Below are 11,709 nucleotides of genomic sequence, written 5' to 3' on the forward strand. Positions count from 1 at the left end.
CCCAGCGCGGTGAGCACGATCGCCATCGCCAGGCAGAAGGCCAGGGTCAGGCGGAGCCGGACGGGGAGCCTAGCCAGCGCGCGCATGATCCGCGTCGTCCTTGCGGTCGTCTCTCAGCCAGTAGCCGGCGCCCCGGGTGGTGCGCAGTGACCGCCGTCCGAAGGGCCGGTCGATCTTCTGCCGGAGGTAGCCCACGTACACCTCCACGACGTTCGAATCCGCGTCGAAGGTGAAGTCCCAGACGTGTTCGATGAGTTCGGCCTTGGACAGCACCTGCCCGGGCCGCCGCATCAGGCACTCCAGCAGCGCGAACTCCTTGGCCGTCAAGGTGATCGGCACACCGCCGCGGGCCACGAAGCGGGACGCCGGATCGAGGCTGAGATCGCCCACGGTGAGAACGGCGGGCCGCTCACGGGCGCCCCGGCGCATCAGCGCGCGCAGCCGGGACAATAGTTCGGCGAGCGCGAACGGCTTGACGAGGTAGTCGTCCGCGCCCAGATCCAGACCGCGCACCCGGTCCTCGACGGCGTCCCGTGCGGTGACCAGCAGGACGGGCGCCCACCGGCCGGCGGCGCGGATCTCACGCAGCACACCGAACCCGTCGGCGCCCGGCAGCATCACGTCCAGGACGATCACGTCGTAGTCGGTCTCCCCGGCGTACCAGAGGCCGTCCTCGCCGGTGGCTGCCACGTCGACCGCGAAACCGTTCTCCGCCAGGCATCGCCGCATCAGCTCCGCCATGGGCGCTTCGTCCTCGACCACGAGAATCCGCATGGCGCCTCCTCGCGCAGACCCCGCTCGTGTCCAGCGTAGTGGGGGTGGCTAAGGAGACGCTGAGTCGATCCGAGCAGACCCCTCAGGGGCTCGTGGGGATCGTTTCAGGGTCCCCTTAGCCACTCGCGAGCAGGCTCGAAGCCACAGTTCGACGAGGGAGTCCCGATGATCGGCAAAGGCAGGAAACGCAGCGCACTGGCCCTCACCGTCGCCGCCGGCTGCACGGCCACGGTCGTACTGACGGCCTGTTCCCCGGGTTCGGGAAGCTCCAGCCACCAGTCCGCGGCACCGATGACGACCAGCCCCGCTCCCCGCAGCTTCTCGGCGACCGTCGACAACCCGTGGTTCCCGCTGCCGCCCGGCCGGACGCTGGTCTACAGCGGCATCAAGGACGGTGTGAAGACCACGGAGTACCTGATCGCGACCCGCGAGACCGAGAAGGTCACCGGCATCCCCTGCCGTGTCGTCTCGGACCGCCTCTACACCGGCCGCACCCTCCAGGAGGCCACCCGCGACTACTACGCCCAGGACGCCGCCGGAAACGTCTGGTACTTCGGCGAGGACACCGCGGAACTCGACGCCCACGGCAACATGCTCTCCACCGAGGGCACCTGGCGCGCCGGCCATGACGGCGCCCGCCCGGGCATCTTCCTGCCCGCCCACCCCGTCCCCGGCGCCGCCGGACAGCAGGAGTACTACCCCGGCCAGGCCGAGGACCGCTTCCAGGTCCTGGACCTGACCTCCCGAGTGTCCGTCCCGTACAAGACCTTCACCGGGACCCTGCACACAAAGGAATGGACGCCGCTGGAGCCCGGCGTCGTGGACAACAAGTACTACGTCAAGGGCATCGGCACCGTGAAGGAGGTCACCGTCAAGGGCGGCCCCTTCGAGGAGAACGTGTTGACGGCGGTCAGGGGCTAGAGGAGCTGGACCGGGCCAGGACAGGCACGGGTGTGTCGTCACGGTCTACGGCTGGTTCTGGCGGCACGAGGGTTGCGAGCACAGCCACCGGCTCACAGCGCCGAACGGCGGGCCAGCAACCCCAGGACCAGCAGTCCCGGTGCCATCGGCAGCCATCCGGTGAGCAGGCGGTAGCCGATGACCGCCGAGATCGCCGTGTGCCCCGGTGCTCCGGCGGCCGTGAGCGCGAAGGCGAGCGCGGCGTCCAGCGACCCCAGTCCACCGGGCGTGGGAAGCAGGGCCGCCGCGCCGCTGGCGACGAGGTACGCCAGCACCACATGGCTCGTGGGCAACGCGAGCCCGAGCGCGTGGACCACGGCCACGACCACGGCCGCGTGCAGCAACGCGAACGCGACCGAGCCGCCCCACAGAGCGCAGGCCCGCCCTCGACAGCGATGCACCTCCCGCACGTCGGTCACGGCCCGCCCCACCACCTGCCTGAGCCGGCCACTGGCCACCACCGCCAGCACGACGCTTGCCGCCGCCACCGGTGCCAGGACCAGCACGTGGGGGACCCGCGCCGACAGCGGGACAGCACCCGGTGATGCCACCAGCAGGACGACGCCCAGCACGCACCGGACGATCCCGCCAACTGCCGCCTTCACAGCCAGCGCGGTCGCCGAGCGCCTGGTGGACAGGCCACACCGCGTCAGGAACCGCAGGTTGACCAAGCTCGCCCCGGCTCCTGCGGGCAGGATGTGGTTGGCGGCGCACGCCGCGAACTGGGCGGCCACCAGCCGTCCCCTCGGCAGCCGCTCGATGACCGCCCCCTGCTGTGCCACAGCCGCGCACACCCACGTGGCGACCGTGGCGAAGCAGGCGAGCACCAGCCATTCCCCGTCGGCGGCGGCCAGTTGGTCGGTACCGCTGTCGAGGGTGGCCCGGTGCGCCGCGAGCATGCCGACGGCGGCGACGAGCCCCGCGAGGGTGATGCCCAGCTGCACGTAGTAGCGCCTGCCCACGGTCACGCTCACGCTGTCGGACACAGTCACAGCGGTCACCGCCCCTGCCGGACGAAGGGGGCGACGTAGGCGTGGAGGGCCCGCCAGACGCGCAGGGCAAAGTAGAGGCCCAGACCGGAGAGCGCCGCCGGGTAGAACCTCAGCAGGGCGGCGAAGTCGGACCACGACGCGATCGGCGCGGCAGGCAGAGAGATGCCGGTCTCGCCCCAGCCGAGACCGAGATCCGGTCGTACGAGGACGAGCTGGGCGAGCGTGAAAGCCCCCGCGACGGCCGCGAGCCAAGGTTCGCCACACCGACGCCGGGGCCGGGCCGTCCGGGGTGGGAAGCCGGTGCGAGAGGCACCGGGCGTCGTGACGTTCGGACCGTCGGCCATCCCGCACCTTTCGTCGTCACGCGCCCCGGAACCATGTTCTTCTACATTACGTAGGAGGCCACTTCACCGTACGGTTCGCCGGTTAGAGACGGGTGAGAAGAGGTGGTCTCCCTCACCCGCTACCGGACGAGCAGGCCCTAGTAGGGCTTGGTCATCGGTGGAGATCAACCGGGTGCCGATCCTTGCCTGCCGGGTCCTACCGCGCCCACGTGCCGCCGCTGCCCCGCGCACCGTTCAGGATGCGTTCATGCTCGAAGTGCGATCGTGCGGATCATGAACGCAGAGCCTGTCCTCGACGAACGCCCACTCGCCCCAGCAGGCCGACTGGCGAACAAGGTGCCGGAGGTGACCGTCTATTTCTGGATCATCAAGGTGCTGACCACCGGCATGGGCGAGACGGCGTCGGACCTCCTGGCCCGCACGCTCGGCCCGATCCCGGCGGTGGCGCTCGGCGGCTTCGCCCTGGCGGCGTCTCTGGCCGTGCAGTTCACGCTCCGCCGGTACGTCGCCTGGGCCTACTGGACCGCCGTCGTCATGGTCAGCGTTTTCGGCACCATGGCCGCCGATGTCCTGCACGTCGGCCTCGGCGTGCCCTACGCCGTCTCGACCCCGGCGTTCCTCGTCGTACTGGCCACGGTCTTCGCCCTCTGGTACGCGAGCGAGCGGACCCTCTCCATCCACACGATCCGGACCCGGCGCCGCGAGGCGTTCTACTGGGCGGCCGTTCTCGCCACCTTCGCCCTCGGCACGGCCACGGGCGATCTCACCGCCACGGTCGGCTTCGGCTATCTGGGCTCGGTGGCCCTCTTCGCAGTCGCCATCTGCGCACCCGCTCTGGCCCACCGCTTCGGGGCCCTCGGCGCGGTGACCGCGTTCTGGACCGCCTATGTCATCACCCGCCCCCTCGGAGCCTCCCTCGCCGACTGGATGGCCCTCCCCCACACCCGCGGGGGCCTCGCCCTCGGCCTGGCACCGGTCACCCTCGCCTGGACGGTGGCGATCATCAGCTTCGTCGGCTACCTGGCCGTGTCGCAACGCGACAGGGGTTGCCGGAGCGCTGAGGGAAGCGCCTCCTGCCCGGCCAATCCGTCGCCCGACCTGTTCCGGATTACGCCGGGGCCCTGATCACACAGGGCGGAACGAGAGGCGATGAGACGGATGTCGGGCAGTGTCCCGCACGACGCCGAGCAAGATGGTCTTATTGGGCGCAGGTGCGGCTTGAGAGGGATCGAATGCCTACAGGAGTGGCTGTCGTGTGCGACACCGACGACTGCTTCGCCGTCTATCTGGCGGTGAAGACGGGCCTGGCTCGAGGGCTACCAGGCCCGCCCTCGGATGCTCCTGAGGGAGGGCGGAGGCGTGGGCCCATCGATCCCTTCGGCGATGGATCACCTCGTGGCGGGTCGGTTGCATAGCCGGTGAGCGAGGTTGGCTCGGTGCCAGTCGACTCGTCGTCTCCGGTTCGCCGGTTCACCTGGAAGGCGAGGCAACGGTGCCCGAGATCGGCGCGGCCGGCCGCGCCGGTGAAGCCGTCCAGCCTTTGCTTGGACGAGCCGATCTACTCCGCGCCGGCAGTCCGCTGGAAGGTGACTGGGCGGGTCATACCCGGTCAGCCGGACTGGGAGTGGACGATGCCGGCGAGCCGCTGCCCGTGGCCCACTCGACAGACTCGCGTCGGTCGGTACAACTGCCTTCCCCCGGAGCACGCACCACGCCATTCGGCCGGACAGCCCCGGGCGCCTGTCCGGCCGCCCGAGGCTGCCGGGAACGGCCGGTCACCGGTTGGGCCCCGCCCGGTCTCAGCGAAGCGTGCGCTGATGCCGGCCGGAGCCCCGAATGTGCATGCCCAGGTACACCAGGGCCGCGACGAGCACCGCGATCCCGATGATGAGCAGGTAGAACAGTCCTTCGGCGGCGACGCCGATGATGCCCAGCACGATTGCCACGATGACGAGGATCAGGAAGAGCGTCATGACGTAAGGCACCTCCTCAGGGGTCAGCGGCGGGCAAGCTGCCGCTCACCATTCGCGCCGGGTTGGTAGGGCAGGCCATAGTGCGTGAACACCGCCTCCTCGTCCTCCGCGGGCAGCACATCGTCGGTGCCGATCGCCGGGCACTTCTTCACCAGCGACCGGTCGTAGTCGACCTTGACGTAGCCCGGCCCCACGATCGCGCCGTTCAACGGGACGAAGACCAGGTGGCGGCGGGTAGGCAGCCCGACCTGGACGGTGGCCATAGCGGGCTCGTCGGTGCTGGTGGCCACGTAGACGGCCTCCAGCGTACCGATCTTGTGGCCGTCCGCGTCGACGACGTCGTGAGTGCGCCACTCACGGATATCCGCACTCTGGATCATCCTTGGGTTTCCCTTCGCGCGGCGGTGTACCCCGAAGAGGACACTTCTCGGAGTGCCCGTACCAGCCCTGGTGACACCTCCAGTCGCAGGTTGGCTCGGACTGGTGCCGTGGCGGTACCCCACCAATACCTGTCGAAGCATCTTGGGGGCCTTGCCCCCGGTCGGTCCGGCGGCTTCTCCTCCATGGGCTGGACCATCCCGGCGGCCGTCGGCGCCAAGCTCGCCCGACCGGAAAGCCCGGTCGTCTGCGTCCTCGGCGACGGCGACTTCCTCATGACCTCCCAGGAGATCGCCCTGAGCGTCACCGCCGGCGCACCGGTGATCTTCGTGATCCAGAACAACGCGGGCCACATGTCGATCCGCGGCGGCCGGCGCAAACAGACCTCGCGTCACATCGGCACCGAGTTCTCCCACCCCGACGGCTCGCCCTACAGCCCCGACTTCGCTGCCATGGGGCGGGCCTTCGGGATCGAGTCGTGGAAGGTCAACGACGCCGCGTCCCTGGAGCCGACGCTGCGCAAGGCGGTCCAGTCCGGGGCGCCCGCCGTGATCGAGCTTCCCACGGACCGCGACGCCGCGGGCCCCTGGGTCCCTGGGTCCCTGGGTCCCTGGGTCCCTGGGTCCCTGGCTGGTGGGATTTCCCCATCCCGGCGTACATCACCGACGAACGCCAGGACGAGTACCACCGCACCCGCGCCACCGAACAGCACCTCTGAGACGGCCCCGCGCCCGCAGACGACCGCCCGTGCAGCCGAGACCCGGCCGCACGGGCGGTCGTCATCGCATCCAGGGTGAGTGGACCCGGGAGGAGCCCCGTCCCTCAGCACTCTGCCGCCGCCGCATCCCGTGCCGACGCCCTGCCCGCCCGTCGGTCGGCCACCCAAAGCGATCGCACGCACGCCATCCGGCACAGATCCATTCACATCCCACAGTTCTCAATATCAGAACCAATAGGTGTTGGATTTCCAGATCGGCCATTTCTAGAGTGAACACGCGACGTCGCACTGCACCGCGCACTCGCGAAGGCGTCAGGGAGGAGGAAACTCGTGCAGCATCCCATCCTGGGCGACCGGACCGCCTGCTCGACCTGCCCCACCGACCGGATCGGCGTTGACGCGATCGGCCCCTACCAGTTCCACCGTCCGACCCCGCCGTACCGGTGCGGGGAATACGGGAGTTACTCGACGACGGTGTCGTCATGATGGCCGGCACCTCACGCGCCGGCATCGCACAAATCGACGTAGCCCGAGAACGGCTCGGCGGGCGGCTCGTGTCGGTGCGGGACCAGCTCTCCCCCGCCTTCCGCTCCAGCCGGGAAGACCTCGAACGCTGCACCAAACTCGGCCGTATCGAAAACGCGAAGAGCCTCGCAGAACATCACAACGCGATCCGGCCGGCCGCCGACGAGATGGGCACCAGTGTTCACCGAGTCATGCACGCCCGGGGACTCGCGCCCTCGCCCGCCGTCATTCCGATCCCCGGGGACTCGCGCTCCGCAATCATCGGCGCCTCCACGGCCGATCTCGAGCTCACAGCCGACCAGTTCGCACTTCTTCCGTCTGACACGTTCTAGTCACAGCGAAAGAGTCACATGAAAACCTTCACCCTGCCCGGCACCGACATGGTGGTCCCCAACGTCGTCCTGGGGCTGATGCGCATCCAGGACATGCCCGACGACGCGGTGCGCAGGCTCGTGAACACCGCGCGCGATGCCGGCATCACGTTCCTCGATCACGCCGACGTCTACGGCTCGGACTACCACGGTTGCGAGCGTCGGTTCGCTGAAGCCATGAAACTCAGCTCGTCGGAGCGTGAGCAGTTCGTCATTCAGTCCAAGGCCGGCATCGTCAGGGAGGGGCCGTACTTCGACTTCTCCCACGACCACATCATCGAGTCCGTGAACGGTTCGCTCCAGGCCCTGGGCACGGACTATCTCGACATCCTGCTGCTGCACCGACCCGACGCCCTCGTCGAGCCGGAAGAGGTGGCCCGCGCCTTCGACGAGTTGTCGGCGGCAGGCAAAGTACGTGCCTTCGGCGTCTCCAACCAGACCCCCCGGCAACTCGACCTGCTGCGCAAGCACGTGACACAGCCGCTCGTGGCGAACCAGCTGCAGCTGTCGATCACTCACGCCCCGATGATCGCGCAGGGCGTCGCCGCGAACATGCAGGACCTCGATCAGTCGGTCGTACGTGACGACGGAATCGTCGACTACTGCCGCCTGCACGACATCACCATCCAGGCGTGGTCGCCCTTCCAGGCCGGATTCTTCGACGGCCCGTTCCTCGGTTCCGAACGCTTCCCCGAGCTGAACGCAGTGATCGACCGGCTGTGCGACAAGTACGGCGTGCCGCCCGAGGCGATCGCAGTCGCCTGGATCACGCGCCATCCCGCGCAGATGCAGGTCGTGCTCGGCACGACCACGCCGGAACGAGTCACGGCCGCCGCGCTCGGTTCAGACATCCCGCTCACCCGATCCGAATGGTACGAACTGTTCCGCGCCGCCGGATACAAGGTGCCCTGATATTGGAGGGAGTTCGTGACCTCGGGCGCGGTAGGCCGTTGCGCTTGTCGCGCAAGATGATGTGCAGCCCGCTGCCTGGTCCACGGAACGGGAAGATGTGCTCGTGCGGAATGGCCACCGGTTCGGTCGGGGGGAACTGCGGCGGTGGTTGCACGCCCGTGTTCACGGCCTGATCGGCCCGGCGGGGCGGAAGAACAGCCGGTAGCTGCCTGAGCAAGCCGGCCACCGGACTCCTGCGGGGCTGCAGCACCTCCTGGGCCGAAGGTGCTGGAATCCTGACGAGGTACGCCATGACATGCAGCAGTATGTCGCCGAGAGACTCGGGGACCTCGCGGGAGTGGTGATCATCAATGACACGGGGTCCCTCAAGAAGGGCACGGTCTCCGCTGGTGTGCAGCGTCAGAACTCTGGCGCCGCAGGGACCTGTCCATGAATAACAGTCAGAGTTGACCTGCGGGACGGGTGATTGTGTCGGTGGGACGCTGAAACGTGACGGGTGTAGCTCTCCTGCAGTGAGATCGCCTTGGCGGGTTGTTGTGCGGCGAGTTCGCCACCGCGCGCAAGCTCGGGCCGTATCACACGTGGCAGGGCTTCACCGTGCTGGAGAACGTCTCGCCGGCCCCGCACCGAGGTGGACGAGAACACCGGGCGAGCAGTGGTGCCGGGCATCAGCAAGCGCGAAGGCCTGCTGGAGCCCGTCTGCGAGGACCGGAGCGATGCGGTCGGCTGTGCCGTCTGTGCGGGTTGCGTGAGAGAGAGCCCAAGGGCCTCGCCCCGCCCAGGACCAGAGGGCAGATTACGCATTATGCCCTCTTCGAACACGGCCTCGCAGAAACGAAGGCCGCCACTCCCAGTCATTTTCATGATCGTTTGGGTGGGCCTGTTTGCCGTCGTCCCTGGCGTAGTCGGGATCGTGGTCGCGATCGGCGCGGGTGAACCTCGTGCACTCTTCGCAGTGCTCTTTGCTCTTTTTCCTGGTGCGACAGTCCTCGGCCTGTGGCAGGGCAACAGCGGGGCCCGGTTCGTGGCGACCGTGTTCTTTGGGGTGATACCTGGCCTCCTGCTCCTCGCCGTGCCCAGGTCATCCCGCGCCTGGTTCAACCCTCTCTTCTACGATGACCTGGACGAGCTCGACGACGAGACTGCGCAGTGATTCCAGGGGCTGCCGTTGGACCCAGACACCTGGAAGTGATCACAGCGAGCGCGGGAATACCCACCGCAACCTCAGACATCACAACTGCTCATCGAGTTCCGTCGGTGCACGTTGTTGCTGCAGCTGATCGTTTGCCGGATCGTCGTGTCCAGGTGTCCTGTCTCATCGAACGTTGAGCGTTCTCACTGAACCTCGAGCGGCGCTGAGCTCAGGGTCTGCCATTGCGATGATCTTGTTCGTTACGGCATCAACCGCCGATCCATACGCCGCCGATATGTGCCGCCGGTAAGACTGCTGGTGACAACCGGATAGGAGCAGGGGTGGCAGGGTGCGTCTCGAAGGGTGGCACGGCTGGGTCGGTACGTTCACCGGCGTGGTGCTCCTCACGGTGGGCGCACTGCCGTTGGCGGCGCTGGCGGCGTGGGCTCTGACCCACTGGCGGAGGCTCGCCGGTGCCAGGACGTCGAGGGCGTGGCGCATGTCGCTCGCCGAGGTCGGCATCGTCTATGGAACAGTGCCGTCGGTCTGGTTGATCCTTCTGCCGGGCGACGAGGACGGGGCGGTCGTGACCCTGGTGCCGCTGCGGGACCTGCTCACAATGGACACGGGCCAGATCGTCGGCAACCTGCTGGTGTTCGCGGCGCTGGGGTTCCTTGGCCCGCTGCGGTTCGCGGCGCTGACATCGGTATGGCGGGTTCTCGCGCTCGGGGCCGGCTGCTCGGTGCTGGTCGAGACAGCGCAGTACGTGCTGCAGCTGGACCGGGTGTCGTCCGTGGACGACATTCTGCTCAACACCGCCGGCACCGGCCTGGCCGCACTGGCGTCACGCCGCTGGTGGCGTGCCGGCAGAAGCCCGCTCCCCGCGGGAGGAACGGGCCGGGAACGCGGGGAGGTGAGCGGGAGATCCGCATGATGGTGTGCTGGCGGCCATCGACAAGAAGGCATCCGGGAAGGAACTCCTCGGCGAACAGAGACCTCGAATCAAGGGGCTCACGCCGACGGAGACGACAGCCCGAACTCTAAACCTGGTCCCTGTCGCGGCTTGCCGCTCAAGGTTCAGTGAGAACGCTCAGCCTTCGATGACACAGGTCAGTAGGCCAGAGGCGAGTCGGCCGCGTACGGACAGGTCGCCGCAGTGAGGGTGTCGTGCACGTCGAACTCCCTTCCAGGTATGCGGGGCTGGGCTGTCCGGTCCTGCGCCCACTCCCGTCTCTGCCGTTGGGCGGCGAGGCCGGAGGGGGCGCGGGCTGTCAGACCAGAGCGCTCGCGGCGGCCGCGACCAGCAGGGCCAGCGCGCCCAAACTCGCGTCGCAGCGATAAGGGTGTGGCCTTTGCTGACTTGACCGGGAACTCGGTTTCGGGCAGCGGGCCCGCGCGCCCTCTTCTGGCCGCCTACGCGGCCACGCTCTTGCTGGGGAACGTCGAGGCGTGGCAGAGAGCGCCGCGCGCACGGCCAGGGAGCAAGGATTCTCCTGGGAGGAGATCGCTGACCCTCTCCTGACGAGTAACGACGTTGTGAACGAAGTCGGGTGGGGTTTCTTGATCGAGGCTCGTGGCTTCTGGTGCCCGCGCAACGTCCAGTGGTGGTGATGGTGCACCGAGGCTCGGTGGCTACTCTCGTCTCTCCGTCGATCTGGAGTGGAGGAGAGCAGACTGTGCGCAACGCCGCCGTGACGCCCGAGGGGGGCCAGATCCGCTGGGTCGAACTGCCGGGACAGGAGCCGTCCCGCGTCTACGTCCATGGTCTGGGCGCCACGTCGCCGGCCTACTTCGCGGAGGTTGCGGTTCATCCTCTGCTCGCCGGACGTCGTTCGCTGCTGATCGACTTGCTCGGGCACGGCATCAGTGACCGGCCGACGGGCTTCGACTACACCCTGGAATCCCACGCCGATGCCCTCGCCGCGGCCCTGACCAGCGCGGGTGTCGTGGGCGCCGAGCTGATCGCGCACAGTATGGGTGGCTCGGTGGCCATCGTCCTGGCCGCCCGGCACCCTCAGCTGGTCTCCCGCCTGGTCCTGGTCGACGCCAACCTTGACCCGATCCCGCCCGCACTCGGCTCGGCGGGCAGCAGCGGCATCGCCGCCTACTCCGAGGAGGAGTTCCTGGCGGGCGGCTGGGAGGAGATCCGAGACCGGGTTGGTTCCCACTGGTGGTCCACGATGCGTCTGGCAGGCCGGGAAGCCCTGCATCGCAGCGCGGTGCACCTCACCCGCGGCACCGCCCCCACCATGCGTGAGCTTCTGCTGGACCTGAAAATCCCCCGCACCTACTTGCTGCCCGAGGCCGACGGCCCGCTCCCGGGCACCGATGTGCTCACCGAAGCCGGGGTGGCCGTGGTCTCGGTCCCGGACTGCGGGCACAACATCATGCTGGACAACCCGGAAGGCTTCGCCCGCGCCACCGCGGCGGCGCTCTCGGACCACGTCCAGCAATAGCGCCAAGGCGGCCCGCAACGTGGAGGGAGCCGCGCGGGTTCCTCATGTGTGATGACGAAGGAATGGGCCCGTGCGGCCTTGTCCCATCCTGCCTTCGCCGCCATCTCCCACGCACATCTTGGCGGTTTGATCGAGGAGTTGGCCGGGCCGAGTCACGACCTCGTGTTCACGGAC

14 protein-coding genes and 1 pseudogene are annotated in these 11,709 nt (G+C 68.4%); 10 read left to right on the forward strand and 5 right to left on the reverse strand.

The window, feature by feature from the left end; all coding sequences use genetic code 11:
• Positions 1-69: 69 nt before the first annotated feature.
• Positions 70-774: a response regulator transcription factor gene (locus tag ACZ48Z_RS12170; protein WP_468735730.1), complete on the reverse strand. Its 705-nt coding sequence runs from the start codon at positions 772-774 to the stop codon at positions 70-72.
• Positions 775-939: 165 nt separating this feature from the next.
• Between ACZ48Z_RS12170 and ACZ48Z_RS12175 the strand changes: the two genes are divergently transcribed.
• Entirely contained in the window at positions 940-1,695 is a 756-nt protein-coding gene (locus ACZ48Z_RS12175) for a hypothetical protein (RefSeq protein ID WP_468735731.1), read from the forward strand.
• Positions 1,696-1,787: 92 nt separating this feature from the next.
• Here ACZ48Z_RS12175 and ACZ48Z_RS12180 read toward each other — a convergent pair whose 3' ends face one another.
• Together ACZ48Z_RS12180 and ACZ48Z_RS12185 are read right to left on the reverse strand one after the other, a co-directional pair.
• Complete coding sequence (locus tag ACZ48Z_RS12180) at positions 1,788-2,726, reverse strand: lysylphosphatidylglycerol synthase transmembrane domain-containing protein (RefSeq protein ID WP_468735995.1); 939 nt, start codon at positions 2,724-2,726, stop codon at positions 1,788-1,790.
• A 5-nt stretch (positions 2,727-2,731) separates the two neighbouring features.
• Positions 2,732-3,070, reverse strand: coding sequence for a hypothetical protein (locus tag ACZ48Z_RS12185; protein WP_468735732.1), 339 nt, complete (start codon positions 3,068-3,070; stop codon positions 2,732-2,734).
• A gap of 273 nt (positions 3,071-3,343) precedes the next feature.
• Between ACZ48Z_RS12185 and ACZ48Z_RS12190 the strand changes: the two genes are divergently transcribed.
• Complete coding sequence (locus tag ACZ48Z_RS12190; RefSeq protein WP_468735733.1) at positions 3,344-4,195, forward strand: COG4705 family protein; 852 nt, start codon at positions 3,344-3,346, stop codon at positions 4,193-4,195.
• A 674-nt stretch (positions 4,196-4,869) separates the two neighbouring features.
• Here ACZ48Z_RS12190 and ACZ48Z_RS12195 read toward each other — a convergent pair.
• Positions 4,870-5,043 (reverse strand): hypothetical protein, encoded by a 174-nt coding sequence (locus ACZ48Z_RS12195; protein ID WP_468735734.1) that lies wholly within the window; start codon positions 5,041-5,043, stop codon positions 4,870-4,872.
• A gap of 23 nt (positions 5,044-5,066) precedes the next feature.
• Positions 5,067-5,423 (reverse strand): PRC-barrel domain-containing protein, encoded by a 357-nt coding sequence (locus tag ACZ48Z_RS12200; RefSeq protein WP_468735735.1) that lies wholly within the window; start codon positions 5,421-5,423, stop codon positions 5,067-5,069.
• A gap of 183 nt (positions 5,424-5,606) precedes the next feature.
• On the opposite strand from ACZ48Z_RS12200, the gene ACZ48Z_RS12205 reads away from it, so the two are divergent.
• The 8 genes and pseudogenes from ACZ48Z_RS12205 (at position 5,607) to ACZ48Z_RS12240 (ending at position 11,535) form a co-directional block, all read left to right on the forward strand.
• Positions 5,607-6,218 carry a thiamine pyrophosphate-dependent enzyme gene (locus ACZ48Z_RS12205; RefSeq protein ID WP_468735736.1) on the forward strand — a complete coding sequence of 204 codons (612 nt, stop codon included), beginning with the start codon at positions 5,607-5,609 and terminating at the stop codon, positions 6,216-6,218.
• 251 nt (positions 6,219-6,469) lie between these two features.
• On the forward strand, positions 6,470-6,625 hold the full coding sequence (locus ACZ48Z_RS12210; RefSeq protein WP_468735737.1) for a hypothetical protein: 156 nt from the start codon (positions 6,470-6,472) through the stop codon (positions 6,623-6,625).
• Positions 6,622-6,996 (forward strand): aldo-keto reductase family protein, encoded by a 375-nt coding sequence (locus tag ACZ48Z_RS12215; RefSeq protein ID WP_468735738.1) that lies wholly within the window; start codon positions 6,622-6,624, stop codon positions 6,994-6,996. The genes ACZ48Z_RS12210 and ACZ48Z_RS12215 overlap by 4 nt, the downstream gene beginning before the upstream one ends.
• An 18-nt stretch (positions 6,997-7,014) precedes the next feature.
• Positions 7,015-7,947, forward strand: coding sequence for an aldo/keto reductase (locus ACZ48Z_RS12220; protein WP_468735739.1), 933 nt, complete (start codon positions 7,015-7,017; stop codon positions 7,945-7,947).
• Between the two features lie 61 nt (positions 7,948-8,008).
• Positions 8,009-8,368 (forward strand): annotated as a pseudogene (locus ACZ48Z_RS12225) (transposase); the annotation flags it as partial.
• Positions 8,369-8,809: 441 nt separating this feature from the next.
• On the forward strand, positions 8,810-9,100 hold the full coding sequence (locus ACZ48Z_RS12230; RefSeq protein WP_468735740.1) for a hypothetical protein: 291 nt from the start codon (positions 8,810-8,812) through the stop codon (positions 9,098-9,100).
• Between the two features lie 328 nt (positions 9,101-9,428).
• The gene (locus ACZ48Z_RS12235) at positions 9,429-10,013 is read left to right on the forward strand and encodes a VanZ family protein (protein WP_468735741.1); all 585 of its coding nucleotides are present in this window, start codon (positions 9,429-9,431) and stop codon (positions 10,011-10,013) included.
• A 742-nt stretch (positions 10,014-10,755) separates the two neighbouring features.
• Complete coding sequence (locus ACZ48Z_RS12240) at positions 10,756-11,535, forward strand: alpha/beta fold hydrolase (RefSeq protein ID WP_468735742.1); 780 nt, start codon at positions 10,756-10,758, stop codon at positions 11,533-11,535.
• Positions 11,536-11,709: the final 174 nt, after the last annotated feature.

The sequence above is a fragment of the Streptomyces sp. NPDC031225 genome, assembly GCF_055570355.1.

What these genes read in the sequence shown, in the direction of transcription:
- ACZ48Z_RS12170 (WP_468735730.1), bottom strand. Translation starts at nt 774, where the DNA reads ATGCGGATTCTCGTGGTCGAGGACGAAGCGCCCATGGCGGAGCTGATG.
- ACZ48Z_RS12175 (WP_468735731.1), top strand. Translation starts at nt 940, where the DNA reads ATGATCGGCAAAGGCAGGAAACGCAGCGCACTGGCCCTCACCGTCGCC.
- ACZ48Z_RS12185 (WP_468735732.1), bottom strand. Translation starts at nt 3,070, where the DNA reads ATGGCCGACGGTCCGAACGTCACGACGCCCGGTGCCTCTCGCACCGGC.
- ACZ48Z_RS12190 (WP_468735733.1), top strand. Translation starts at nt 3,344, where the DNA reads ATGAACGCAGAGCCTGTCCTCGACGAACGCCCACTCGCCCCAGCAGGC.
- ACZ48Z_RS12195 (WP_468735734.1), bottom strand. Translation starts at nt 5,043, where the DNA reads ATGACGCTCTTCCTGATCCTCGTCATCGTGGCAATCGTGCTGGGCATC.
- ACZ48Z_RS12200 (WP_468735735.1), bottom strand. Translation starts at nt 5,423, where the DNA reads ATGATCCAGAGTGCGGATATCCGTGAGTGGCGCACTCACGACGTCGTC.
- ACZ48Z_RS12205 (WP_468735736.1), top strand. Translation starts at nt 5,607, where the DNA reads ATGGGCTGGACCATCCCGGCGGCCGTCGGCGCCAAGCTCGCCCGACCG.
- ACZ48Z_RS12215 (WP_468735738.1), top strand. Translation starts at nt 6,622, where the DNA reads ATGATGGCCGGCACCTCACGCGCCGGCATCGCACAAATCGACGTAGCC.
- ACZ48Z_RS12220 (WP_468735739.1), top strand. Translation starts at nt 7,015, where the DNA reads ATGAAAACCTTCACCCTGCCCGGCACCGACATGGTGGTCCCCAACGTC.
- ACZ48Z_RS12230 (WP_468735740.1), top strand. Translation starts at nt 8,810, where the DNA reads ATGATCGTTTGGGTGGGCCTGTTTGCCGTCGTCCCTGGCGTAGTCGGG.